The following is a 24683-nucleotide window of genomic DNA, read 5'->3' on the forward strand; positions in this document are numbered from 1 at the left end:
TAACTCATGGTGTTTTAGTCATTATCTAGTAGTGACTTGCCCGCAATGATCTATCCGCAATGGTCTACCCGCAATTATCTAACGATAACTACCGAGTCATTAGATACAGTGGGTACGTTATTTATGTTGTTGATCTAGCCATTTAAGGTTCGATCAATGACTTAATACCGTCATTCAGCACCATTTTAAGTTGTCAAATACAACCCTTATGGCGTTTGCACATCAGATTATCGATTCAGCAAAGCATCCCAAATCGCTAAATTATGTCGTTTTTATCCCCTTGTATTAGCCTGTCAAAATTAGTTGCTATTCCTACAATATCTATCGTTGATAGCAAGTGTTTTTTCAATATTAAGTACTGCCGACAATTATGATCTGGATCAAGGTATTACTCCGCGTAAATGTGTCTAATACACTCTATCTTGTGTTGTGCGTGTATTAAAGCGCTATATATAGTGCTTGTAAAGGATGGTTATATGCTTGTAGTAGTGAAAAGGGATGGATGCCGAACTGCTTTTGATGGATGTCGAATCAAAGAGGCTGTTGTGGCAGCAATGGAGTCTGCAGGTATAGCCGACCATCAATATGCACAGCAATTAGCGCAGACGGTAGAGCAGCAAATGGCTGTGAAGACCGAAGTTGATATTCACGAACTACAAGATGCAGTTGAAAATTTATTAATGTCGGGCCCGTTTAAGTCGGTGGCGCGTCATTACATTGAGTACCGTCACGATAGAGATAAACACCGTGAAACCCAGAGTAAATTAAATTGTGCTATTCGCGGTTTAGTTGAGCAATCGGATAGTGCGATTTTAAATGAAAATGCCAATAAAGATGCCAAAGTCATCCCGACCCAGCGAGACTTATTAGCGGGCATTGTGGCCAAGCATTATGCCAAAACCCATTTACTGCCAAAAGATGTGGTAGCCGCCCATGAAAAAGGCGAAATTCACTATCACGACTTAGATTATGCGCCTTTTTTTCCGATGTTTAACTGCATGCTAATTGATTTAGCCGGCATGTTAACGCATGGTTTTAAAATGGGTAATGCTGAAATAGAACCGCCTAAGTCTATCTCAACTGCCACTGCTGTTACGGCGCAAATTATTGCCCAGGTCGCGAGCCACATTTATGGTGGTACCACAATTAACCGTATCGACGAAGTGTTAGCTGAGTTTGTGCAAATCAGTTACCAAAAGCACCTTAGCGTCGCAAAAAAATGGCAAGTGGCTGACGTAGAAGGTTATGCGATGACACAAACCGAAAAAGAGTGTCATGACGCATTCCAGTCACTTGAATATGAAGTGAATACCCTGCATACCGCCAATGGGCAAACGCCATTTGTCACATTTGGTTTTGGTTTAGGCGTGTCGTGGGAGTCGCGTTTAATTCAGCAATCGATGTTAACTGTACGTATGGCGGGTTTAGGTAAAAATCGTAAAACAGCAGTCTTTCCAAAATTGGTGTTTGCCATTAAAGATGGCGTGAATCATAAAGCGACTGATGTTAATTACGATATCAAAAAGATGGCCTTAACGTGTTCAAGTATGCGCATGTACCCAGATATTCTCAATTATGATCAAGTCGTGAAAGTCACCGGTTCGTTTAAAACCCCAATGGGATGTCGCTCATTTTTGGGCGCCTATGAAGAAAATGGTCAATTGGTCCATGAAGGCCGCAATAATCTAGGTGTTGTCAGTCTTAATTTACCGCGTATAGCGTTGGAAGCAGGTAAAGATGAACAGCGTTTTTATCAAATACTCGATGAGCGTTTGTTAATTGCCCGCAAAGCCTTAGAAACGCGTATTGCCCGTTTAGCCGGAGTCAAAGCACGAGTGGCACCAATCCTTTATATGGAAGGCGCCTGTGGTGTGCGCCTAAATGCGGATGATGATGTGAGCGAAATCTTTAAAAATGGCCGGGCATCAATTTCGTTAGGGTTTATTGGTCTTCACGAAACCATTAATGCTTTATATAGCAATGCTGAACATGTGTTTGATAACACACAATTACGTGATAAAGCTGTCGCCATTATTAGTCATTTAAAGCAAGCCACTGAGTCTTGGAAACAACAAACGGGTTATGGCTTTAGTTTATACAGTACCCCAAGTGAAAATTTATGCAGCCGTTTTTGTCAGCTTGATACTACCCAGTTTGGCGTAGTGGCAGGTGTGACCGACAAAGGCTATTACACCAATAGTTTTCACTTAGATGTCGAAAAGAAAGTAAATCCTTTTGATAAGATTGATTTTGAACAACCTTATCCAGCGATCGCTAATGGTGGGTTTATTTGTTACGGCGAATATCCCAACATGCAGCACAATATTGAAGCGCTCGAAAACGTTTGGGATTACAGTTATAGCCGAGTGCCATATTACGGCACCAATACTCCCATTGATGAGTGTTACGATTGCGGTTTTATTGGTGAATTTAATTGTACTAGTAAGGGCTTTGTGTGTCCTAAATGTGGTAATCATGAGCCAAGCCGAGTGTCTGTTACTCGTCGCGTGTGTGGTTATTTAGGTAGCCCAGATGCACGACCATTTAACTTCGGTAAGCAAGAAGAGGTTAAGCGTAGAGTGAAGCATTTATAATGCATTACAGTGCATATCATAGCGTTGATGTGATCAACGGCGAAGGCACCCGCTGTACGTTATTTGTCAGCGGTTGCGAGCATGGTTGTAAAGGTTGCTATAACCAAAGTACTTGGCGTGTAGATGCTGGTCATGTCTTTAGCCAGGCACTAGAAGATCAGATCATTGACGATTTAATCGATACTCGTATTTACCGTCGAGGCTTGTCGTTAAGTGGTGGCGATCCGCTGCATCCCGCCAATCTTGAAGTCGTACTAAAATTGGTTACGCGGATAAAGCTGGAATGTCCCGATAAAGATATTTGGCTGTGGACCGGTTATCAACTGGCTGAACTTACACCGCAGCAACAAGCTGTGGTGAACTTTGTGGATGTGTTGATTGACGGTAAGTATGAGCAAGACAAAGCCGACCCCGCGCTATTATGGCGCGGCAGTAGCAATCAACAGATCCATCGTTTTACGCGCTAGCGTTTTATATGAAGGCGTTAAGACGAGTCGCTTACTGTCAGCTCTTTAACTGTCAGCGCGCTAATCGTTAGCAAATAAATGTTTAATCCGCTAATCGTTAACCCGTTAATGATTAGAAAGACCCACAATATGGCGATAACGTTTAGTGCGCTGTTTGGTTTTATATTGATCGATTAATAAACTCCACAATGGTGAATCATTAGTGTGTGGCGACTTACCTTGGCTTACACGACGAAGTTGGCGTTTAATGACGGCCATCGTCGCCAGTCCAGCCAAAGGTTTACTCTGCCAATTGACTGTTGGAATTGACGGGACAAACTCTGGCTGAATTTGCCATCTATTGGCTAAGTCAGGATAGAAGGCGAGGGCGCTAGCGATACCACATAATGCAAAACCAGCATCAATAACTTGTTGAGCCACAGGTAGGCGATGAATACCTCCGGTTAACATTAATGGAATAGGGCTACGCTGGACCAATTGCGCTGTTAAACTTAAAAAATAAGCCTCTCGAGCTAACGTTCGCTCATCAGCACTGCGACCTTGCATGGCTGGTGCTTCGTAGCTGCCACCTGATAATTCCACCATTTCAACGTGATACTGTGCCAACATATTAATGACGGTTTCGGCGTCGTCGACATCAAAGCCACCGCGTTGGAAATCGGCAGAGTTGAGTTTTACTGCTACATCGAAATCGGCACCACATTTAAGTCTTACTTGCTTAACCACTTCGAGTAATAACTTGGCACGATTTTCAAGCTTTCCGCCCCATTGATCATTACGTTGATTGGTTAACGGCGATAAAAATTGAGCCAGCAAGTATCCGTGTGCAGCATGAATTTGTACTCCATCAAACCCAGCTTGTTGAGCCAATTGTGCCGTGGTAGCAAACCGTTGGATAACCTCTTCAATGTCTGCTGTTGTCATCGCTTTTGGTTGAGAGAACATGGATGAGTGTTTGCCTAAATCGAGAGCGATGGCAGAAGGGGCTAGATTTTTACCGCCCATCGCTTTAAACACTTGACGGCCTGGATGATTGATTTGCATCCATATTCTGGCGTTATTTTGCTTAGCTGTTTTGGCCCATTGGATGAACGGCTCAAGTGCGCTGTTGGGATCTAATACCACTCCGCCAGGGCCGGTCATGGCTAAGGGATCAATCATCACGTTACCGGTGATCATTAATCCTACGCCGCCTTTTGCCCATGCTTCATACAAGTTGAACAATGCGTCATCAGGTTGTTGTAAGGTGTTAGCAAGGTTTTCTTCCATTGCGGCTTTAACCAATCTATTGGGGATGATGGCACCATTGCTCAAGGTGTATGGTGTGAAAATGGTATTAGCCATGAAATAATATCCTAAGGTAAGCCGCTAAATTAATGTGTTGTTTATCCTACAAGTAGCCTAGATAGTCAATTGTCCTTAGTTAGAAAGGGATAAAAAAGCACTGCCACAGGCAGTGCTTTCATCATCTCGTTACTCAATTTAGCGCTAGATTTAACGCTAAATTGAGATCTAGATTTCGAGCAAAAAAAATCCAGATTGATATGTTTTTAAATACGATAAGTTAGGGTTAACTTCGCATTACGCTCTTCGCCGGGTAATCCGCCTAAGAACATGGCTTTATCGTAATATGTTTCATTAAATAAGTTATTAATGTTCAATTGGATTTTATAACGTTCAACGTCATAACTAATCGCTGAATCGATTACCGTATAACTTGGCACATAACCATCTGGAATACCAAATGAGCTAGAGTGTGTGCTGCGTTCATCGACATATTTAGCCCCAAGACTGATTGATACCGGTGCTGGTAAGGCAAATTCTGCGGCATAAGTTACCCAAGCGCCCGCTGTGACATAAGGTACACCTTTTTGACGTTGGCCATAATCACTGCTATTTGGATTTTGATTGTCTCTAGCATCTTGGTAAACCGCGTTAACGTTGACTTTCCATTGGTCACTTAAATATGCATTCAGATCTAACTCAACCCCTTTAGTATCTTCGCTGCCGTCGTAAAAATACGGGAAGATATCAGGTGTTGCTTCGCTGCTTTCGTATTCTGGATTGCTATAAGCCACATTAGTACGTGATGTTTTGAAAAAGACCAAAGAGGCGAGCAATTGATCATCAAATGCTTTGGCACGAATACCTAAATCATTACTGATAGATTGAGAATCTTCACGGTCTGCTTCATTGCCTTTTACATCGCCTAACACACTGTATGCTGTACGGCCTTTAGAATGATTAACGAAAATAGAGATATCGTCAGTAGGCATATAAGTTAGGCCTAAATTGTAGGTTACACCGTTATCTGTGGTATCCGCTTCTGGTTGAGGGTCTGCTAAGCTACTACTGTAACGAGCATCGACACCCAAGTGTTCATAACTTTGTTTAATTTCATTGAATGCGACACCAATACGGCTAGTAAATCCGCCACCTAAATAACCCACATGTTGTAAGCCCAAGCCCCAAGCTGTGACAGATTTATTGTAGTTACTGGTTAATAATGGATCGTAGTCTTCAAATTCACCTTCGCCCCAATTGGGGTTACGGATATCATAAATATACGGTAGCGAACCTTGATATGACAAATTACCATCGGCATCTTTCAAGGTGTAATCTGCGTCGTAAATTGAATACTGTTTAAAGCGAATATCGCGATCTTCAAAGTTAGCATTAACTAATAATTCGTTACTGATATTGCCAATGTCGAAGTCATAACGTAAGTCGGCAAAATACTGCCATGACTTTTCTTCTGCCGAGACTTTGCGGTATTCCTGACGGCGTGCCGCATAAGGGTATAGAGTGCCATCTTCAACCAAGGGCGCACGTGGGTCAGCGTTAATGACGCCACTACGTTGCCAATAAACATAATTATAAGCCCCTGTTTGACGAGCAAAGCTGGTTTCGTAATTACGGTATTGCAGTTGTTGGTTTAAAAATAAGTCATCGGTTAAGTACACATTATGACTTAGTTTAAAGCGCAACTCTTCGCCTTCATTGTCTTTCGCCATTGGTGAAATAAGACCGTTATGACCAAACTCATACGGTGTTAGGCCATCATTTGCGCTTAACGAGTCGGTTAATTGTTGGCGCTGATCGTCTGTTAGTTGTAAACCATTACTGGTAGGGTCGTTGACTAAGTCTTGCCAGCTGACTTCACCAGCGGTTTTCCCCTCGACTGAAGCTGCGTTATAAATGCGGATAGGATGGCCGATTGAATCGACGGGGATCGCATCGCTAATATATGCTGTTGATAGCATAATATTTTGGTTTTCATTCAATACATATTTAAGCGAGCCATATATTTCATCGCGGTCGGTACCAAGATCTCGATAACCTGTACTACGAGCCGTTTTTGCCACGAGGCGATAGGCTAAATCGTCAGTTATTCCGCCCGTAGAATCAGCCATGAGAGAATAACTATCCCATTGACCCACTTCAGCTTCAAACAACTGTTTACTGTCAAATTGAGGTTTTTTCTCAATAAGGTTAATCACGCCACCCGCGCTGCCCATACCATACAGACCAGTAGCAGGGCCCTTGAGTACTTCAACGGAACTCACGTTGGTTAGTGAACGAGTTGGATTAAAGGTGTTACCTAATCCAGCACCGCCATACATACCATCGTAAGTGTAGTTGGCGCCTAATCCGCGCACGACCAAATTGTCGCCAATACCATAATTATTACCCGCTTGAGTTACGCCGCTGATGTTACGAACCAAATCTTGCATGTTGGTGATGCCTTGGGCATCAATTAATGCTTCATCAACAATCACCACCGCGGCAGGCGTTTCCATCAGCGACATATCAGATTTGGTTGCTAAGCCGGAGTTCATCACTACTTGGTTTTGTCTGCCATAAACTGTTATTCGTTCATAATTGGTAGAGGATGATGCATTGGTCGTATCATCTGCAGGTTGTGTTGTAACCTCAGATTGGGAAGTAGGCGTTTGTGCGTGAGCATAAACGGGAAACAGCACACTTTGACAAGCAAGGGCGAGTAGCGATAAACGTAATGGCGTCATAACGGGTTAGGCTCTTTATTAACAATGTTGCGAATGATAATGATTATCATAAGTATTGCAATGGTGTGTTGTGATAAATGTGGCAAAGAATGGGTTTTGGTGATTTGATTGCTGATCAATTGCACAATTTGAGTGAGGAATGAGCATGGTTAACTTGCCAATAAAGGGCATAAATCATGGTAAAGCTTAGGTATTAAGTGGCTTAAGCACACATTAGTATTTGTTATCCAATAAGTGCACCGCGTCTCACGCTGATGATTAATTGTAATGCGATAATATCCAGATTGTTTGTACAGGGTGAAAAACTTTGCCTGTACATTCATATATGAAGCGTTTGCTATTCGCATCTTAGGTGGTTTTGGGTATATAATCTGCCTCCGAAACGGTGTTGTGATAAACGTATAAGCGTAAACGATTCACTAACACGCCAAAGCACTTAAGGTAATCAAATGAATTTAAAGCTAGAACTGCAGACATTGAATGATAAATTAGACAAGTTTCGTCGCAAGTTAGCTGCGGCTGAAGCACGTGGCGATGCCACGATTGTCCTGCAGTTTAAGAAAGAAGTGGCGACAGTGACTAAGCGAATCGCCAGCATTAAAGGCCAGCAAACTCGCGAGTTTAGCAAAGAAGGTGTGGCGTTGAAAGCGTTAGGATTTAAGCGCGTGCTGACTAAAGCCGAACAAGCCGATATGGGTAAGTTAAACAAGTCGGTTAAAGGTTTAGTCGTTGTGCATCCTTTAACGGCATTAGGCCGTGAAATGGGCATAAAAGATGTGACGGGTTTTGCGCCTGCTAAGTTCTAATATTTTCTTTTACAGTTAGTTGTCGTAAGGTTAATTCATGTCGGTAAAGTATATCGCAACATCTAAGTTACCCACTCCTTGGGGTGTTTTTGCTATGCACGGTTTTGAAGAAACCGCGACAGGTAAAGAACACGTTGCTTTGACATTTGGTCAACTGGATCCCACAGAGCCCATGTTAGGTCGTATTCATTCTGAATGTTTGACCGGTGATGCATTATTTAGTTTACGTTGTGATTGTGGTTTTCAATTACAAGCAGCAATGCAGAGTATTGCTGAACAAGGGCAGGGGTTTCTTCTGTACTTGCGCCAGGAAGGCCGTGGTATTGGGTTGCTTAATAAAATAAGAGCTTACGAGCTGCAAGATGCTGGTGCCAATACGGTTGAAGCGAATGAGCGTTTAGGCTTTGAAGCTGATATGCGTAAATACGACATGGTTTTGCCGATGTTAACGCAAATTGGCGTGACTAAAGTAAAGTTGATGACCAATAACCCGCGTAAAGTGATGGCGATGCAAAATATGGGTATCGAAGTCGCAGAACGTATTCCGTTACAAGTGGGAAAGAATCGCTATAACGAATCATACTTAAAGACCAAATCAACAGAGTTGGGCCATATGATGTCGGAATACCATTTCCACGATGAATAGTCTGCAACAATAATAGTCTAAATGATGATGAAACAAAGGCAGAACTTACCGCTTATTGAATCATCATTGTTTGATTACCTGCGTTTTATAGATGTAACCTTCCGCTTATCTTTGATGATATTGCTTATTGTTTGTAGCAGTATGAGTCATGCTACTGAATTAACGCCGACTACACCACCAGAGCTGATCACTGAACCTGACGCGTCTCATTATGCATTTGCCAATTACCTAGGCAGCGGTGTGTATCGAACTTCTGGCCAAAGCGCTGCTGTCGCCAATATTCCTATGGGATTTGTGCTTGACTCAACAGATGACTATTTATTGAAGTTACGCTTTACTGCATCATTTGGTTTTTTTGATTACTCCTTTAATGACCTACCTCAAGGCAGCATTCCTAACAATGTCGGCACAATTACTCTAACCCCTGGGCTTGAATATCACTGGCTGGTGGACGACAAGTTAACGCTTGAGAGCTATGTTGATTTAGGCTATGGACATAATTTTTCAACTTACAGTCATGTGGGTATTTTTTCCACTGGCGTTTCTGCACTCTATAAACTTGATGCGCCTTTGTTTACCCCTATTTGGGTAAATCGGATTTATTATGCAGGTTACCAAAGTAATCAAAACGACAGCACAGAAGGCTATTCGGTTTTTAAAACAGGTGTAGATTTTGGGGTTAATTATGATTGGCAGTGGCAAGATGTCCGGGTTGAACCGAGATTGTTTATTGCCGGACACTGGTATTTCGATAAACTAAAATTTGTTACCCCAGTTGGGAAAGATGTTCTAACCTCATACACCTATGAAATAGGCGCAACGCTAGCATTCTCTAAACCTATCAACTTGAGTGCGATAGGCTTAGACAGTGTCGAAATTGAACATTTTGGATTAAGTTATCAAGTCGGTGGTGGGCTTAAAGTGTGGCGCTTAATTTTTGAATTTCCGCTATAAGCCCTACCAATGTGAATAGGTGAATACATTAATTTGAGCTAGTTCCCCAAATATTGGCATTCACAGGTTCTGTCGATGCAGTCTCTGAGCTAGCTTTAGCAGAAACGACTTTATTTGCTGCAGGTTTAGCCGCATTCACTTTGGCTTTGGCTGGCCGAGATTTAGCAGAAAATGATCCACGGCTATCTTCTTTAGGCGGCGGTAATGGCAGCTTGTTTGCTTTACGATATAAGTATTCAACTTTGTCACGAGCCCAAGGCGTTTTACGTAAAAACTTCAAGGTTGATTTTACACTCGGGTTATCTTTGAAACACTGAATGTTTATCCTAGATGCGAGCTCTTCCCAGCCGTACTTTTCAACGAGTGAAGTCACGATAGTTTCTAGTTTTATGCCGTGAAGCGGATTGTTTGCTTGTGTCATGAGCCGTGCGAGCTAATTAAGTTTGGCAATATTATACCCACATTGTTGCCAAAGTGATATCAACACAGAAACGGCAGCCGAAGCTGCCGTTTATTGATGATATTAACCTCTATAGCTCGTTGACTAGTTCAACTTTGTCATCTTCGTCAGTGTCAATATCCCCTTTGCCTTTGGTTTTAATAATAATCATTGTCGCAATGATTGCGGTAGTGACTAAACCTGCAATGGTTGACACCGTCATCGGTAGACCTGCACCTAATGTTGATGAGTTCAACATAAAGCTAATCACAACACAGGTCATGAACATAGCCGGTACAGTACAAATCCAATGGAATTTATTGTAGCGCAGTAAGTAAGCTGAAGCGGTCCATAACATTAATACAGCAGTAGTCTGGTTTGCGACACCAAAGTAGCGCCAGATAATACCAAAGTCGACTTGAGTCAATACGGCACCGACGACAAATAATGGTAACGCGAGCAATAAACGCTTCGGTAACTCAATTTGCTTGATGTTAAAGAACTCTGCCAAAATTAACCGCGCTGAACGAAATGCGGTATCGCCAGAGGTGATAGGCAATACAATGACACCCAAGATAGCCAAGAAGCCACCAAATGTACCCAATAGCCCATTAGATGCTTCGTATACAACATTTGCTGGGTTACCAGCCATACCGACATTCAATCCTTCAACACCACCAAAGAATGATAATGCAATTGCACACCAAATTAATGCAATAACACCTTCACCAATCATGGCGCCAAAAAATACAAAGCGGCCGTTTGATTCATTTTCAACGCAGCGCGCCATTAAAGGTGATTGTGTTGCATGGAATCCCGATACTGCACCACATGCAATCGTGATGAACAAGGCTGGCCATAATGGCATGTCATTTGGGTTTAAGTTGCTAAAGAAGTCACCCATTTCAAAACCAGGTAACATGGTATGTTCGGTTGATAATGCTAACGCTATAATCAGTCCGAGTGACATAAAGACCAGTAATGCACCAAAGAATGGATATAAGCGACCAATAATCTTGTCGATAGGCACGATGGTAGCAATTAAATAATACACAAAAATGATACCAACAAAGATGGTGACATCTAGTCCGGTAAGTTTGCTTAGTAATCCTGCAGGAGCAGAGATAAACACCACGCCAACTAGCAACAATAAGATAATGGCAAACAAGTTCATAAAGTGTTTGGCATTTTTACCTAAATATTTACCAGCCAAGTTAGGAACTGATTGACCGTTATTGCGTACCGATAACATCCCCGAAAAATAATCGTGAACCGCACCGGCAAAAATACAACCAAATACTATCCATAGCATCGCCGCCGGGCCATAAAGGGCACCAAGGATCGGACCAAAAATTGGACCGACACCAGCAATGTTTAACAGCTGAATTAAATATACTTTCCCTTTAGACATCGGTACGAAGTCGACACCGTCTGTCTGAGTGAAAGCAGGCGTTTGTCTTTGGGTGTTAATGCCGAACACTTTTTCGACAAAAGCCCCATAAATAAAATAGCCGCCAATTAGCAGGCCTACACAAAGTAAAAACCACGTCATTTTGTTATCTCCCCATTTTTATAGTGACATCATTTTAAAACATCAAAATAGGTAATTTGGGACTAACTGAGTGACAGGTTAAAAAGGCTGAGTAAGCGGTAAATAGTCATCCTGAGCGGTGTTGGTGGTTGGGCAAATGTGGTGCATGTCACGCTTTATGTGGTGTATACCTGGTTATTGAAATCCAAGCAACTGCTTTAACTCTTTAAGATAACGACGTGACACCGGCACTTTTGCCCCGCTATGGGTGGTGACTTCTGCACCCGTGTCGGTGATTTCAATTTCTGAAATAGCACTTGGGGCCAGTAAGTATTGTTTATGGCAACGAAATAACGCGGTTTTTTGCTCTAATACCTTAAGGGTTAATTGGGTGTGACTGAAACCTTTATTGGAGCACACATGAATACCGCCTACATCACTGACTATAAATTCTACATCAGCGGTAGCGACAACTTTGAGTTTATTGCCGCTGTAGCAGGGTAAATGGGCTAATTGCGTTGGCAGTATCTGCGTCATTAATTGCGGCGTCATGTTGGTGCGTACTTTGTCTAAAGTTTGGTTAAAGCGTTTTTCATCGATGGGTTTAAGTAAGTAGTCGAATGCATTGTTATCAAATGCTTTGATCGCATATTCATCAAATGCGGTAATAAATACTGCTCGTGGCATTTTTTCAGGATTAAGCATGGCGATTAACTCCATGCCATTTATCCGTGGCATTTGAATATCAACAAAAATCAGATCGGGCTTTAACAGGTTAATTTGTTGTAGTGCTTCAATGGCATTACTACACTGTCCAAGGACTTTGATATCAGGATGTTTGTCGAGTAAATCTGCCACTGCTTGGCGGGCGAAGGGTTCATCATCAATGATTAAGCACGAGATCATTGGTCAATTTCCTTTAACGGTAAACGCACACTAACGCGGGTGAATACATCGGGTTCACACTCAACTTCAATACCGTATTGGCTGCCAAATAAATTTTGAATTCGTTTGTGGACTAAGTTCATGCCTAAACCATCTGTGTTTTTAGAGGGTTGATATAAACCGGCATTATCGGTCACGTTAAGCAATAAGTCATCGCCGTCTAATGTGGCTTTAACATCAATAACACCAGCATCAAGCATCCGCGACGTACCGTGTTTAACTGCATTTTCAATCAAAGGCTGTAAGGTAAATGCAGGCATTTTTTGGTGATGATAAATCATAGCAATATCTATGTTGACTTGCAGTTTGTCGATAAAACGGGCGCGTTCAATGGCTAGGTAAGCGTCTATGTGCTCAAGTTCATCAGCCATTGTCACAAGTCCAGTCGTTCGGGTTAAGTTGATGCGTAAAAATTGCGATAACTGCTGTAATAATTGTTTAGACATTTGCGGGTCACGCTTAATAATTGCACTGATTGTATTGAGTGCATTAAATAAAAAGTGTGGATTAACTTGAGCTTGTAGTAGTTTTATCTCTGCTTGTATCAATAAGTTTTGCTGTTGTTCAAAGCGGCCATAAAGAATTTGGTTAGACAGTAACCTGGCAATGCCTTCGCCTAAAGTACGATTAATGTTTAAAAACAATTTGTTTTTAGGCTCGTATAATTTAATGGTGCCAATGACTTCGTCGTTACTGCGCAGCGGAATAACTAGGCTTGAGCCTAAACTGCAATTGGGCGATATAGAACAGGAATAAGTGGTATCGACACCATCAGCAAACATCACACTATTTTGTGCGATGGCTTCGAGAGTGATTTTTGAGGAAATAGGCGTATTAGGTATATGGTGATCGGCACCAAGCCCAATAAATGCCAGTAATTTAGTGGTGTCGGTAATGGCGACTGCGCCGACTTGGGTTTCTTCTATTACTATCTGGGCGACTTTTTGGCTCGACTCTAAATCAAACCCTTTAGACAGTAAGCCGACACTGCGCTCAGCTATTTTGAGTGCTTTAGTCGAAAAGCTGGAAGAAAGTTTATCAAACATGGCCTTTTGGTCGCGAACAATACTCATAAACATCGCCGCGCCTAATGAGTTAATCAGTAGCATTGGCGGGGCGATGAGTTTGACTAATTCCCAGGCTTGGTCAAAGGGTTTTGCGATTAATACAATTATCGACATCTGCATTATTTCAGCCATAAACGTCACACCAAATACCACAATTGGCTGATAAACCATTTCTGATTTACCGGCTTTTTTGAAGTAATAACTGATCATACCCGCGGATAAGCCTTCTAAGGTGGTGGATATGGCGCAAGCAATATCAGTGAATCCACCCATTGAATAACGGTGTAATCCACCTGTTAACCCAACCAGTAGACCAGTGACTGGTCCACCTAATAATCCGCCCAACACAGCACCCATAGCACGAGTATTGGCGATGGCTCCAGATGTTTGCTCACCAAAGTAAGTCGCCATAATGCAAAAGCTGGAGAACACCAGATAGATAAAAATTTTGTGCGGTAATCTTTTTGATGTTTCTGCGAAAAGTTTAAACAATGGCGTTTTACTGACTAAGTAAACGATAACTAAGTAAACACACATTTGCTGTGTTAGCAGTATTATTAACGACATATATTCTCTTTGGATTAATTAAACGCAGTCAAATTGTGGTGGATATATTATTGACTCTTGTGAGCGTGTATTAACAGGTTAGTCAAGTCTAGTTCTCAGCATCTGGTTTTCAAAATGTGAGTGTAATATAAAACCATACTATTTCAATTTCAGTCTATTGTTAAAAAGCTATCAACAGTAATAATAGGTTATCAACTAAGGTTGTTTTAGAACCGGGATATTGTATTTCGATGCATCGCTGAACTATCACGTTTTGTCACGACTAATGAGTCGACCATGATGAGTCGACCATGATGAGTTGTCTAAACATATCATTGCTCACAATCGATAATACGCTATAACTTGGGTATTTGGTGCATCACAGGACCGCATCTATGCCAGTATATTCTGAAGATATTAACCAAAAACTGTTGCTGTTAACGTGATGTTTTACGCAATAAATCAGATTGTTTCACACTACTTTGCTGATAAAACTCATCAATGAGTATTCTGAGAATTTTGGATTTGGCAACTTTGCTGGTTTTGGCTATCTCATCCAATTGTGAAATGCTTTTTTCGGTCAGTGTGAAAGTGGCATGACGATAAATTTTAGTGCTTTTTTTATCGAGCCCTTTTAAGAACTCTTGAGTTGTTGAAGTGATATCGGGTTGACCATGCGATGCCCCAAGACCTAACGCATAATTATTAGCATCTTCGATAAAGTCGTCTACAGATACCTTTACTCGGGTATCTTTGGGTTTCTTGCGCTTAAGATCAGTTAAACTCATAACTATTTTCTGGTGGAATGGCAAAAAGCTCATCGGCAATGGCTCTAATTTCATCTGCCGCTTTACCGCTAGGATCGATTTCAAGCACTGAAGAACCGCTTTCTTCGCTGTCATCATAGATGTTACGACTAAACGTCACTGAATTGAGTGCGCGTAAACCAAAAGACTCAACCACTTCCTTAGCTTCTAAAATCCGTTTACCTTGAGATGGCAGTGCAGGGCATTGTGTTATCACAATGGCGGCAATCATTTTAGGATTGACCATTTTACAAGTACTGAGCATGTCTTCCATATGAGGTAAGGTTTTAAGATCGCGTCGCTTAGGACGAAGTGGGATAACAACATAGGTTGCGACAGACATGGCAGCTCGCATTGCTAGATTATCCTGGCCACCACAATCAACAATGACATAGTCAAACCGATCATTAAGACTCAGTAGATCATTACGGATTTTTCCATAAAGCTGAATACAATTGATGGCTTTTAGGCTGGGGTCATTATTACGAGCTTGGATCCAGTCGGATGTGGTTCGTTGCGGATCGCAGTCAACCATAAGTACATTTGCATCGTGTTTTTGGCTAATATGTACAGCAATATTTTGTGCTAAACAGCTTTTGCCACTGCCACCTTTTTCTCCACCAACCAGCAATATCATGTTGTGATCCTTGATGCTAGGCGCTTTGTAGCACCGAAAATATCGATTAGTATTTTATCTTGAGTATAGAGCAGCCATAAAGGACTGCATGAAAATAATCAATTAAATTAGCTGTAAAGCAATATGGTAACTATGAGGTGAGCATTCGGTGCAACGGCAAACTTGGCCTTTAATGGTATTTTGTTTATCGGTGTTTTCATTGAACGTTAAGGCTATCAAATCACCCACTTTAAAAGAGGTTTTAAAGTCAAATAATACCCCTTTGCGAGCAAGATCGATGCAGATACCATGGTCGACACATGATTCACCATGAGCATTAATCCAATCTAGGCGGATCCGCTCAGCTTCCATATCTACACGTAACGAACCGCGTTTTTCTTCGAATCCTGTTGGCTCTTGGCCCATCCTGTTTCTCCTTGAAATGATCCGTCTATCGGCATCTTGAACTGTTGTTTGGCGATAATTCATCATCAAGACTATAGATGCCTAATTACCGCTAGCCTTACAACATTCTATTGTTTAGCTCATTATTGTTGTCGTTAACATTCAGTGCTGAGTGTTAACGTTTTACATCGACTTATACATTTACCTTTTTATGCTGTTAGTAATTTTTAGCATAACTGCTTTGTTAAGCAAGACAAAATTATCATTATAATGCTGAGTCATCGATACTCGGTATGTTGAGTGGCAGTTAAGGTGATTAATTATCGTAGTCTTGGTTTTTAGGGTAAGGCATTTTCAACTGACCCCAACGAATCACAATTACCGTGCCAGCCAGTAAAATTGTCGACAGTGAAATGGCTAAAATACGCCAATCTTCCATGCCTTTCATGTCTAAAATCAAGTATCGAGCCAATGCAACAATTGCAATATAAAGCGGCATACGAATAGGTAATTTACCGGACTCAATATAATTAACGACCATCGCTAAAACTTCAAGATAAATAAACAGTAATAGTAAATCGGCCAGCTCGACGGTTCGAATGGCAATCATGTGGAGAATTTCTTCACCAATAGCAAATACCGTTGCCAGTGCGATAATTAATAATACTAAATGTTCGATATTTTTTAAGGATTTTAGTCCTACTTTTCGCAGTAATGGCATAGTCATCTTCATTAATAAAATCAAAACACTATTATTGACGACTTCCGCATAATTTCCCAGTGATCTGGGTCGATTTTTTGAGATAAACTGTGGTTTGCAGAATAAGTGGTTAATATACTCTCCACTCAATATCGATATAGTATGATTTACGCCGTTATGAGTCATTAGTTAGCGTTTTATCTTTACTAGGCTCAGATTAATCCTTCACGAGGCTAGAGTCATGCCATTCAATAGACATAAAAAAACCGCTAAAGCGATGCTCTAGCGGTTTGTCTAAATAAAGGTAAACGATTAACGTTTTAAACCTTCATTTAGTAGGGGACGCATAGTTTTAACTAATTGCGTGGTCACTTTTGGACTACCAGCCACAATGTTTCCTGAAACCATATAGTTGTGTCCGCCCATAAAGTCAGTAACAGTACCGCCAGCTTCACGACAAATTAAGTCGCCCGCAGCAATGTCCCACGGCTTAAGACCAATTTCAAAGAAACCATCTAAACGGCCTGCAGCGACGTAAGCTAAATCTAATGCAGCAGAACCACCACGACGGATATCAGCACATAATGGGAATACTTCACCCAAAATAGCCATATAGCTTTCAGTGTGTTGACGTGCTTTGAATGGGAAACCGGTGCCAATCATGGTGCTGCTCAAATCATTTACGTTGGTTACACGTAAACGGAAATCATTGAGCTTAGCGCCTTTGCCGCGAATCGCTGAAAATAATTCTTCACGGACAGGATCGTAAATAACGGCAACTTCAATTTTGCCTTTATATTGTAATGCGATAGATACCGCGAAGTGAGGAATACCACGAACGAAGTTGTTAGTGCCATCCAAAGGATCAACAATCCAAATGTAGTCTTTATCAGTACCACGGTTTTCACCGTTTTCTTCACCAATAATGGTGTGGTCTGGATAAGATTTACGAATTTGATATGTAATAGTTGCTTCTACTTCCTTGTCTACACTAGTCACAAAATCATTAATACCTTTACTGCTTACCTCAACACGGTCAAGTTCAGTATAGGCGCGCATAATAGTTTGGCCCGCGGCGCGAGCAGCGCGCGTGGCAATAGTCAGCATCGGATGCATTGCAATCCCCTGGATGTTAAAGAACGAGTAAAATAGCGCCCGCATTATACTTAATTTGACAGTTATATCAAATGCAGATTTTCATATAACGTAATTTTTAACGATTGTGATAATATACGGATAATATTTTTAGCTAAAAGAAAGTGCTACATGCTCAGTAATATTCGTGTTGTTTTAGTTGGTACCTCACACCCTGGTAATATTGGCTCTACTGCTAGAGCGATGAAAACCATGGGCTTATCAAATTTATATCTTGCAGAGCCAAGAACAGAGCCTGATGGGCAATCGATAGCACTAGCTGCTGGTGCGTCAGACATTCTGAAAAACCTTACGCGAGTTGATTCGTTAGAAGAAGCCATAGCCGATTGTAGTCTAGTCATTGCCACGAGTGCACGCAGCCGTACTCTTGATTGGCCGATGCTTGATCCTCGTGAAGCGGGTTTGAAACTCACTAAAGAAAGCTTAAATGGCCCTGTTGCTATTGTTTTTGGTCGTGAGAATCATGGCTTAAGTAATGAAGAGTTACAAAAATGTACCTACCATGTAGCTATTCCGGCAAACCCAGAATATAGCTCGCTAAACTTGGCTCAAGCAGTACAAATTATTTGTTATGAAACTCGAGTTGCCCATCTAGCGCAAACAGAAACACCCACTGTAACGGATGAATATCCATTAACCTCTGAGCTAGAACGTTTCTTCGTCCATTTAGAGTCGACGTTGTCTAAAACAGGGTTTGTGATTAAGAATCATCCTGGACAAGTGATGACTAAACTTCGTCGTTTATACACTCGTGCACGTATTGAAGCACCAGAGATGAATATTCTTCGTGGTATTTTGACTTCCATTGATAAGAAAATGGATAAACAAGATTAAGCAGTAAAGGAACATACCATGGGCGTCATCGATAGACTAAAAGAAGACATTGAATCGATATATCATCGAGATCCAGCCGCAAACAGTACCTTAGAGATAATATTTAATTATCCCGGTATGCACGCGATTTGGATCCATCGTATTAGTCATAAACTCTGGCTTGCCAACTGGCGCTTTACTGCGCGTTGTTTATCAACATTTTCGCGTTGGTTAACGGGTGTTGAAATTCATCCTGGCGCGACGATTGGTCGACGTTTTTTTATTGACCATGGTATGGGTGTCGTTATTGGTGAAACCGCTGAAATCGGTGATGATTGCACACTTTATCATAGCGTTACTTTGGGTGGGACCACCTGGCAGCCAGGCAAACGTCATCCTACATTAGGTAATAATGTGGTTATTGGTGCAGGGGCCAAAGTACTTGGACCTATCACTATGCATGATGGTGCACGTGTTGGCTCTAATTCTGTGGTTGTTAAAGATGTCGCAAGCGATCATACCGTCGTAGGTATTCCTGGACGTGTAGTGTCTTCGCCGACCAACCAGTCAAAAGAAAAAACTGAACGTCGCACCGAAATGGCCAAAAAGTACGGTTTTGATGCGTACGCTGTGTCACCAGACAATCCAGATCCGGTCGCTAATGCGATTGGGCAAATGCTTGACCATATGCATTTGATGGACTCTAAAGTACAAGAACTGTGTAATGCCATTCAACAAATGGGCGGTGAAGTCTGTACTAAAAAGTTGCCAGAGTTAACCGTTGATGCATTCGATGAAGCTTCTCGAGAAGCGGCCACTAATCGTAAACAAGATATTGATAAGTTCGACCCGAGTATTTAATAATCCGTAAGTCATTGTAGATTCAAGTCAAAGAAATGGCCGATAATGCGATTAATTTCCTTGTCGGCATTGAATCTTACAAGATAAAAAGGTTAAATACGCCCTGCGAAAACATGGACCTTTTGGTTATAAGCAATGCCATAATACCCGAGTGTTTTAGTAGGATTAATACTTGACTAAATTACTCGGGTATGTTGAAATTACTGCATACTTTTTGGGAGCAGTACAAGTTATGAAACTTACATCAAAAGGTCGCTATGCAGTGACAGCTATGCTGGATGTTGCGATTCACTCTGCTACTGGTCCTGTACCTTTAGCCGATATTTCTGAAAGACAAGGTATCTCTTTGTCTTATCTTGAACAACTCTTCGCTAAGTTACGTAAACATGGTCTAGTGTCGAGTGTCCGCGGACTCGGTGGTGGTTATCGATTAGGTTTAGAAGCCGTCGATATCTCAGTTGGCATGGTCGTGCATGCTGTTGATGAATCTGTAGATGCCACTCGTTGTCAAGGAAAAGGTAACTGCCAAAGCGGTACTCGTTGCCTAACCCATTCTTTATGGGGTGACTTAAGTAAACAAATTTCAGATTTTTTAAACAGTATTTCTCTTGCAGGTTTAATGCAAAAGCGAGATGTAAGATTTATCTCGTTAAAGCAAGATGAAATACAAAAGGAACATAGAGTGAGTTTGTAACTCAGCTATGTTGATTGATATATAATTATTATTTGTACGTTGTATGTAGCCTCATCTGAGACTGCTAAGTACGGAGTGTGTTATGAAGCTTCCTATCTATTTAGATTATGCCGCAACAACCCCTGTAGATCCGCGTGTCGCAGAAAAAATGATGCAACACATGACAATGGACGGTGTGTTTGGTAATCCAGCATCGCGTTCACATCGTTATGGTTGGCAAGCAGAAGAGGCGGTTGATGTCGCCCGTAATCAAGTTGCCGATTTAATTAATGCTGATCACCGTGAAATTGTTTTCACATCAGGTGCGACAGAGTCAAGTAACCTTGCGATTAAAGGTATTGCCCATTTTTATCATAAAAAGGGCAAGCACATCATCACCAGTAAAACTGAACATAAAGCAACGTTAGACACGTGCCGTCAGTTAGAACGTGAAGGTTATGAAGTCACTTATCTTGTTCCCGATGCTAACGGCATTATCCCAATGGAACGCTTAGAAGCGGCGATGCGTGATGACACTATTTTAGTCAGTATTATGCACGTTAACAACGAGATTGGTGTTATCCATGATATCAACGCAATTGGTGAATTATGTCGTTCAAAAGGCATCTTTTTCCACATGGATGCGGCACAAAGTGCTGGCAAAATACCAATTGACGTTCAAACCACCAAAGTTGATTTGATTTCGATTTCTGGCCATAAAATGTATGGACCAAAAGGTATCGGCGCATTATATGTTCGCCGTAAGCCACGTATTCGTCTTGAATCGCAAATGCACGGTGGTGGACACGAACGCGGTATGCGTAGTGGCACACTAGCAACACATCAAATCGTTGGTTTAGGTGAGGCTGCAGTTGTTGCAAAACAAGACATGGTAGCTGATAGCGCACGTATTACTCATCTACGCGATAAGTTGTGGAACGGTATTAAACACATCGAAGAAACCTATATCAACGGTGATATGGAACAACGCTATAGTGGTATTTTTAACGTGAGCTTCAACTTTGTTGAAGGCGAGTCGTTAATGATGGCCTTGAAAGACTTAGCGGTTTCTTCAGGTTCAGCCTGTACTTCAGCAAGTTTAGAGCCAAGCTACGTATTACGTGCTTTGGGTTTAAATGATGAAATGGCACATAGCTCGATTCGTTTCTCTATTGGTCGCTTTACGACTGATGAAGAAATTGACCACGCTATCAAAACGATAACTGAATCTATCGATAAGTTACGTGAAATGTCTCCATTATGGGAGATGTTCAAAGATGGTATCGATTTAGAGCAAGTCCAATGGGCACATCACTAATTTAATCTTATTAAATGAGTGTAATACCATTAAATCGTAAACTGATAACGACACAGATTTTGGAGCAGTATCATGGCTTATAGCGAAAAAGTAATCGATCATTATGAAAACCCACGTAACGTAGGTTCATTTGATAAGAACGATCCATCAGTAGTAACTGGTATGGTTGGTGCACCCGCCTGTGGTGATGTAATGAAATTGCAACTTAAAATTAATGCTGACGGCATTATTGAAGATGCAAAATTCAAAACCTATGGTTGCGGTAGCGCAATTGCATCTAGCTCATTAGTAACAGAATGGGTCAAAGGCAAAAGCGTTGATGAAGCAGCGACGATTAAGAATGCAGACATCGCCGAAGAGTTAGCATTGCCGCCGGTTAAAATTCATTGCTCAATTTTGGCTGAAGATGCCATTAAAGCAGCAATTGAAGAGTACAAAAGCAGACAAGCTAAGTAATACCTGGAGTTAAGATGGCAATTTCAATGACCCCCGCTGCGGCTGATCGAGTTAGATCGTTTCTTGCTAATCGCGGGAAAGGCCTCGGCTTGCGCCTTGGGTTGAGAACATCAGGTTGTTCAGGAATGGCATACGTCATTGAGTTCGTTGACGATCTCAATGACGATGATGAACTTTATAATATCGAAGGTGTGAATATCATCATCGATGCAAAAAGCTTCATTTATTTGCAAGGTATTGAACTTGATTTTGTCAAAGAAGGCCTAAACGAAGGTTTTCAGTTCAATAACCCTAACGCAAAGGGTGAGTGTGGTTGTGGTGAAAGTTTCACCGTTTAATCATTGTTCACCTAATTAAGCCGTTTTATATCAAACAGTAAGCATGATATCTGCCCATGAATTATTTCGACCTGTTTAATGTAGTACCTGCCTTTGATATCGACACCGCCTTACTTGCAGAGCGCTATCGCGACCTGCAAAGGGCGGTTCATCCCGATAAATTCGCTAATGATACCGAGCAACAAAAGCTCCTTTCAGTACAGCGTACTGCACAAGTTAATGATGGCTATCAAACGTTAAAGAATCCCTTACGCCGTGCTGAACATATGTTGAGCTTGCGCGGAATTGAATTAAGTCATGAAACCACAACATTGAAAGATGGTGCATTTTTGATGCAGCAAATGGAGTGGCGTGAAGCACTTGAAGACATCAAAGATAGTAGTGAACCACAGTCATCAATTGATGAACTGTATGATTCGTTTGCTGAATTTGAGTCAACATTATTCACTAAGCTAGCGACGCTATTGATTAGTGATGAAAGTTCAGATGCTTTATTAGCGGCAGATCAAATTCGTAAGCTAAAATTTATGGCAAAATTACATGATGAGTTAGCCCGTATTGAAGATGGCTTGCTCGACTAATTGGCCCTAAATTCTAAACCTTATTATTTATGATTAGCTTGGCTAATCGATAACACAACAAGTTGGAACACTATGGCACTGTTGCAAATTGCAGAACCTGGCCAAAGCGCCGCACCGCACCAGCATCGTCTTGCGGTTGGAATTGATCTTGGTACCACCAACTCACTTGTTGCTGCGGTAAGAAGTGCTCAAGCATTAACTTTGCCTGATGAGCAAGGTCGTCATTCATTGCCGTCTGTGGTGCATTATGGCGAAACCAATGTGTTAGTTGGCTATGAAGCTCAAGACAAATCAGCTTTAGAACCACAAAACACCATCGTTTCTGTGAAGCGTTTTATGGGACGTAGCCTCACTGATATTCAGTCTGGTGTACATCGTTTACCCTACGCATTACACGCGAGTGAAAACGGCTTGCCAGTGTTTACTACGCCGATGGGACAAGTTAATCCTATTCAAGTGTCTGCCGAAATTTTAAAACCTTTAATTGCGCGAGCTGAAACCACATTAGGTGGTGAATTAGAAGGCGTGGTGATTACCGTACCTGCGTATTTTGATGATGCACAACGTCAAGGTACCAAAGATGCTGCTGAATTATTGGGTGTTAAAGTATTACGTTTATTGAACGAACCCACTGCAGCAGCCATTGCTTATGGATTAGATTCAAAGCAAGAAGGTGTGATTGCCATTTACGACTTGGGCGGCGGTACTTTCGATATCTCGGTTTTACGATTAAACCGTGGCGTATTTGAAGTGTTAGCCACAGGTGGTGATTCTGCATTGGGTGGTGATGATTTCGATCACTTACTCGTGAGCCATTTACAACAGGCATGGCAGATAACAGAACCAGGCAGTCAATTAGCACGTCAATTACTGATTGAAGCTCGCCGAGTTAAAGAAGCGTTGACTGACAATGACAGCGTTGAAGCTTCTGTCGTCATGGCTGAAAAGACATTAACCTGCATTGTCGATAAAAGCTTACTTAACGAGTTAATTGGCGCGTTGGTGAAAAAAACCATCGGCAGTTGTCGTCGTACTTTACGTGATGCTGGCGTGAGTGTGGATGAGGTTATTGAAACCGTCATGGTCGGTGGCTCAACTCGCGTGCCATTGGTGCGTGAACAAGTTGAAACTTTTTTCAAAAAGACACCATTGACATCAATCGATCCTGATCGTGTTGTTGCTATTGGTGCCGCGATTCAAGCAGATATTCTTGTTGGTAATAAGCCTGAATCGGATTTGTTACTATTAGATGTGATTCCATTATCCCTAGGTGTTGAAACCATGGGCGGCCTGGTTGAAAAAGTGGTTACTCGTAATACCACTATTCCCGTTGCTCGCGCACAAGAGTTTACCACGTTTAAAGATGGTCAAACGGCCATGGCATTCCATGTGGTGCAAGGTGAGCGTGAACTCGTTGATGATTGTCGCTCATTGGCCCGTTTTACCTTACACGGTATTCCGCCTCTAGCGGCAGGTGCTGCACATATCCGGGTGACATTCCAAGTAGATGCTGATGGCTTGCTTAGTGTTACTGCGATGGAAAAGTCCACCGGGGTTAAGACATCGATTCAAGTTAAACCGTCATTTGGTTTATCTGATACTGAAATAGCAACCATGTTAAAAGATTCGATGAAGTATGCGAAAGATGACATTACTCGTCGTATGCTGGCTGAACAAAAAGTTGAAGCGGCGCGGGTGATCGAATCGCTTAATGCTGCTTTGGCAAAAGATGCAGCGCTTCTAGACGAGCAAGAACGCGAAGAGTTAGTCGTTGCGATTGCCCAACTTGATGCCGTAGCACAGCAAGATGATATTGATGCCATTGAAAAAGCGATTGCAAATCTCGATGATAAAACCCAAGATTTTGCGTCAAGACGTATGGATAATTCTATTAGAGCGGCGCTAAAAGGGCAGTCGGTCGACAACATATAGGTGAAA

24 protein-coding genes are annotated in these 24683 nt (G+C 41.8%); 13 read left to right on the forward strand and 11 right to left on the reverse strand.

Annotated features, from left to right (window positions below):
* The first annotated feature begins 476 nt into the window (after nt 1–476).
* Nucleotides 477–2594: an anaerobic ribonucleoside-triphosphate reductase gene (gene nrdD / locus AAEY94_RS16500; RefSeq protein ID WP_101088102.1), complete on the forward strand. Its 2118-nt coding sequence runs from the start codon at nt 477–479 to the stop codon at nt 2592–2594.
* Nucleotides 2594–3061, forward strand: a complete 468-nt coding sequence (gene nrdG, locus AAEY94_RS16505; RefSeq protein ID WP_350979275.1) for an anaerobic ribonucleoside-triphosphate reductase-activating protein — start codon at nt 2594–2596, stop codon at nt 3059–3061. Before nrdD ends, nrdG begins: the two co-directional genes overlap by 1 nt.
* 105 nt (nt 3062–3166) lie before the next feature.
* On the opposite strand, the gene AAEY94_RS16510 is transcribed toward nrdG, so the two are convergent.
* On the reverse strand, nt 3167–4405 hold the full coding sequence (locus AAEY94_RS16510; protein WP_350979276.1) for an NADH:flavin oxidoreductase/NADH oxidase family protein: 1239 nt from the start codon (nt 4403–4405) through the stop codon (nt 3167–3169).
* Nucleotides 4406–4611: 206 nt separating this feature from the next.
* A complete protein-coding gene (locus AAEY94_RS16515) occupies nt 4612–7089 on the reverse strand; it encodes a TonB-dependent receptor (RefSeq protein ID WP_350979277.1) in 2478 nt (825 codons plus the stop codon).
* A gap of 449 nt (nt 7090–7538) precedes the next feature.
* Here AAEY94_RS16515 and AAEY94_RS16520 point away from each other — a divergent pair, with 449 nt between their 5' ends.
* The 3 genes from AAEY94_RS16520 to AAEY94_RS16530 are packed head-to-tail and all read left to right on the forward strand — an operon-like array spanning nt 7539 to nt 9495.
* Entirely contained in the window at nt 7539–7895 is a 357-nt protein-coding gene (locus tag AAEY94_RS16520; RefSeq protein WP_059746680.1) for a YibL family ribosome-associated protein, read from the forward strand.
* A 37-nt stretch (nt 7896–7932) separates the two neighbouring features.
* On the forward strand, nt 7933–8541 hold the full coding sequence (gene ribA, locus AAEY94_RS16525; protein ID WP_101088110.1) for a GTP cyclohydrolase II: 609 nt from the start codon (nt 7933–7935) through the stop codon (nt 8539–8541).
* Nucleotides 8542–8562: 21 nt separating this feature from the next.
* Nucleotides 8563–9495, forward strand: a complete 933-nt coding sequence (locus AAEY94_RS16530; protein WP_350979278.1) for a hypothetical protein — start codon at nt 8563–8565, stop codon at nt 9493–9495.
* A gap of 28 nt (nt 9496–9523) precedes the next feature.
* On the opposite strand, the gene AAEY94_RS16535 is transcribed toward AAEY94_RS16530, so the two are convergent.
* The 9 genes from AAEY94_RS16535 to suhB all read right to left on the reverse strand — a co-directional run bounded on the left by AAEY94_RS16535 (nt 9524) and on the right by suhB (nt 17666).
* On the reverse strand, nt 9524–9916 hold the full coding sequence (locus AAEY94_RS16535; RefSeq protein ID WP_101088114.1) for a VF530 family protein: 393 nt from the start codon (nt 9914–9916) through the stop codon (nt 9524–9526).
* Nucleotides 9917–10025: 109 nt separating this feature from the next.
* The gene (locus AAEY94_RS16540; protein WP_350979279.1) at nt 10026–11486 is read right to left on the reverse strand and encodes a carbon starvation CstA family protein; all 1461 of its coding nucleotides are present in this window, start codon (nt 11484–11486) and stop codon (nt 10026–10028) included.
* A 174-nt stretch (nt 11487–11660) separates the two neighbouring features.
* Entirely contained in the window at nt 11661–12371 is a 711-nt protein-coding gene (gene btsR / locus AAEY94_RS16545) for a two-component system response regulator BtsR (protein ID WP_350979280.1), read from the reverse strand.
* Nucleotides 12368–14044, reverse strand: coding sequence for a LytS/YhcK type 5TM receptor domain-containing protein (locus AAEY94_RS16550; protein WP_350979281.1), 1677 nt, complete (start codon nt 14042–14044; stop codon nt 12368–12370). Before AAEY94_RS16550 ends, btsR begins: the two co-directional genes overlap by 4 nt.
* Nucleotides 14045–14460: 416 nt before the next feature.
* The gene (locus AAEY94_RS16555; RefSeq protein WP_101088122.1) at nt 14461–14811 is read right to left on the reverse strand and encodes a replication protein RepA; all 351 of its coding nucleotides are present in this window, start codon (nt 14809–14811) and stop codon (nt 14461–14463) included.
* Nucleotides 14798–15466, reverse strand: coding sequence for an AAA family ATPase (locus AAEY94_RS16560; protein ID WP_011637885.1), 669 nt, complete (start codon nt 15464–15466; stop codon nt 14798–14800). The genes AAEY94_RS16555 and AAEY94_RS16560 overlap by 14 nt, the downstream gene beginning before the upstream one ends.
* A 102-nt stretch (nt 15467–15568) precedes the next feature.
* Nucleotides 15569–15871 carry a PilZ domain-containing protein gene (locus AAEY94_RS16565; RefSeq protein ID WP_101088124.1) on the reverse strand — a complete coding sequence of 101 codons (303 nt, stop codon included), beginning with the start codon at nt 15869–15871 and terminating at the stop codon, nt 15569–15571.
* Between the two features lie 295 nt (nt 15872–16166).
* Nucleotides 16167–16571, reverse strand: a complete 405-nt coding sequence (locus AAEY94_RS16570) for a phosphate-starvation-inducible protein PsiE (RefSeq protein ID WP_041413049.1) — start codon at nt 16569–16571, stop codon at nt 16167–16169.
* Between the two features lie 291 nt (nt 16572–16862).
* The gene (suhB, locus tag AAEY94_RS16575; protein ID WP_011637882.1) at nt 16863–17666 is read right to left on the reverse strand and encodes an inositol-1-monophosphatase; all 804 of its coding nucleotides are present in this window, start codon (nt 17664–17666) and stop codon (nt 16863–16865) included.
* Between the two features lie 150 nt (nt 17667–17816).
* Here suhB and trmJ point away from each other — a divergent pair, with 150 nt between their 5' ends.
* The 8 genes from trmJ to hscA all read left to right on the forward strand — a co-directional run bounded on the left by trmJ (nt 17817) and on the right by hscA (nt 24677).
* Nucleotides 17817–18539: a tRNA (cytosine(32)/uridine(32)-2'-O)-methyltransferase TrmJ gene (gene trmJ, locus AAEY94_RS16580; protein ID WP_182744314.1), complete on the forward strand. Its 723-nt coding sequence runs from the start codon at nt 17817–17819 to the stop codon at nt 18537–18539.
* Between the two features lie 18 nt (nt 18540–18557).
* Nucleotides 18558–19379 carry a serine O-acetyltransferase gene (cysE, locus tag AAEY94_RS16585; protein ID WP_350979282.1) on the forward strand — a complete coding sequence of 274 codons (822 nt, stop codon included), beginning with the start codon at nt 18558–18560 and terminating at the stop codon, nt 19377–19379.
* A 232-nt stretch (nt 19380–19611) separates the two neighbouring features.
* Complete coding sequence (iscR, locus tag AAEY94_RS16590; protein ID WP_350979283.1) at nt 19612–20073, forward strand: Fe-S cluster assembly transcriptional regulator IscR; 462 nt, start codon at nt 19612–19614, stop codon at nt 20071–20073.
* Nucleotides 20074–20155: 82 nt separating this feature from the next.
* Nucleotides 20156–21370, forward strand: a complete 1215-nt coding sequence (locus AAEY94_RS16595) for an IscS subfamily cysteine desulfurase (protein ID WP_350979284.1) — start codon at nt 20156–20158, stop codon at nt 21368–21370.
* Nucleotides 21371–21442: 72 nt separating this feature from the next.
* The gene (gene iscU / locus AAEY94_RS16600) at nt 21443–21826 is read left to right on the forward strand and encodes a Fe-S cluster assembly scaffold IscU (RefSeq protein ID WP_011637877.1); all 384 of its coding nucleotides are present in this window, start codon (nt 21443–21445) and stop codon (nt 21824–21826) included.
* 14 nt (nt 21827–21840) lie between these two features.
* The gene (gene iscA, locus AAEY94_RS16605) at nt 21841–22164 is read left to right on the forward strand and encodes an iron-sulfur cluster assembly protein IscA (protein ID WP_011637876.1); all 324 of its coding nucleotides are present in this window, start codon (nt 21841–21843) and stop codon (nt 22162–22164) included.
* A 56-nt stretch (nt 22165–22220) separates the two neighbouring features.
* Entirely contained in the window at nt 22221–22745 is a 525-nt protein-coding gene (hscB, locus tag AAEY94_RS16610; RefSeq protein ID WP_101088130.1) for a co-chaperone HscB, read from the forward strand.
* A 72-nt stretch (nt 22746–22817) separates the two neighbouring features.
* On the forward strand, nt 22818–24677 hold the full coding sequence (gene hscA / locus AAEY94_RS16615; RefSeq protein WP_350979285.1) for a Fe-S protein assembly chaperone HscA: 1860 nt from the start codon (nt 22818–22820) through the stop codon (nt 24675–24677).
* The last annotated feature ends 6 nt before the right edge of the window (nt 24678–24683 follow it).

The sequence above is a fragment of the Shewanella sp. AC34-MNA-CIBAN-0136 genome, from assembly GCF_040309945.1.
Taxonomy (GTDB): Bacteria; Pseudomonadota; Gammaproteobacteria; order Enterobacterales; family Shewanellaceae; genus Shewanella.

Excerpts from the sequence above, each read along its gene's own strand:
- iscU (WP_011637877.1), top strand. The coding sequence starts at position 21,443 with ATGGCTTATAGCGAAAAAGTAATCGATCATTATGAAAACCCACGTAAC.
- btsR (WP_350979280.1), bottom strand. The coding sequence starts at position 12,371 with ATGATCTCGTGCTTAATCATTGATGATGAACCCTTCGCCCGCCAAGCA.
- AAEY94_RS16565 (WP_101088124.1), bottom strand. The coding sequence starts at position 15,871 with ATGGGCCAAGAGCCAACAGGATTCGAAGAAAAACGCGGTTCGTTACGT.
- AAEY94_RS16560 (WP_011637885.1), bottom strand. The coding sequence starts at position 15,466 with ATGATATTGCTGGTTGGTGGAGAAAAAGGTGGCAGTGGCAAAAGCTGT.
- hscB (WP_101088130.1), top strand. The coding sequence starts at position 22,221 with ATGAATTATTTCGACCTGTTTAATGTAGTACCTGCCTTTGATATCGAC.
- AAEY94_RS16550 (WP_350979281.1), bottom strand. The coding sequence starts at position 14,044 with ATGTCGTTAATAATACTGCTAACACAGCAAATGTGTGTTTACTTAGTT.
- AAEY94_RS16510 (WP_350979276.1), bottom strand. The coding sequence starts at position 4,405 with ATGGCTAATACCATTTTCACACCATACACCTTGAGCAATGGTGCCATC.
- AAEY94_RS16555 (WP_101088122.1), bottom strand. The coding sequence starts at position 14,811 with ATGAGTTTAACTGATCTTAAGCGCAAGAAACCCAAAGATACCCGAGTA.
- ribA (WP_101088110.1), top strand. The coding sequence starts at position 7,933 with ATGTCGGTAAAGTATATCGCAACATCTAAGTTACCCACTCCTTGGGGT.
- AAEY94_RS16570 (WP_041413049.1), bottom strand. The coding sequence starts at position 16,571 with ATGCCATTACTGCGAAAAGTAGGACTAAAATCCTTAAAAAATATCGAA.
- cysE (WP_350979282.1), top strand. The coding sequence starts at position 18,558 with ATGGGCGTCATCGATAGACTAAAAGAAGACATTGAATCGATATATCAT.
- AAEY94_RS16595 (WP_350979284.1), top strand. The coding sequence starts at position 20,156 with ATGAAGCTTCCTATCTATTTAGATTATGCCGCAACAACCCCTGTAGAT.
- AAEY94_RS16540 (WP_350979279.1), bottom strand. The coding sequence starts at position 11,486 with ATGACGTGGTTTTTACTTTGTGTAGGCCTGCTAATTGGCGGCTATTTT.
- AAEY94_RS16520 (WP_059746680.1), top strand. The coding sequence starts at position 7,539 with ATGAATTTAAAGCTAGAACTGCAGACATTGAATGATAAATTAGACAAG.
- iscA (WP_011637876.1), top strand. The coding sequence starts at position 21,841 with ATGGCAATTTCAATGACCCCCGCTGCGGCTGATCGAGTTAGATCGTTT.
- suhB (WP_011637882.1), bottom strand. The coding sequence starts at position 17,666 with ATGCATCCGATGCTGACTATTGCCACGCGCGCTGCTCGCGCCGCGGGC.
- trmJ (WP_182744314.1), top strand. The coding sequence starts at position 17,817 with ATGCTCAGTAATATTCGTGTTGTTTTAGTTGGTACCTCACACCCTGGT.
- AAEY94_RS16535 (WP_101088114.1), bottom strand. The coding sequence starts at position 9,916 with ATGACACAAGCAAACAATCCGCTTCACGGCATAAAACTAGAAACTATC.
- AAEY94_RS16530 (WP_350979278.1), top strand. The coding sequence starts at position 8,563 with ATGATGATGAAACAAAGGCAGAACTTACCGCTTATTGAATCATCATTG.
- hscA (WP_350979285.1), top strand. The coding sequence starts at position 22,818 with ATGGCACTGTTGCAAATTGCAGAACCTGGCCAAAGCGCCGCACCGCAC.
- nrdD (WP_101088102.1), top strand. The coding sequence starts at position 477 with ATGCTTGTAGTAGTGAAAAGGGATGGATGCCGAACTGCTTTTGATGGA.
- AAEY94_RS16515 (WP_350979277.1), bottom strand. The coding sequence starts at position 7,089 with ATGACGCCATTACGTTTATCGCTACTCGCCCTTGCTTGTCAAAGTGTG.
- iscR (WP_350979283.1), top strand. The coding sequence starts at position 19,612 with ATGAAACTTACATCAAAAGGTCGCTATGCAGTGACAGCTATGCTGGAT.
- nrdG (WP_350979275.1), top strand. The coding sequence starts at position 2,594 with ATGCATTACAGTGCATATCATAGCGTTGATGTGATCAACGGCGAAGGC.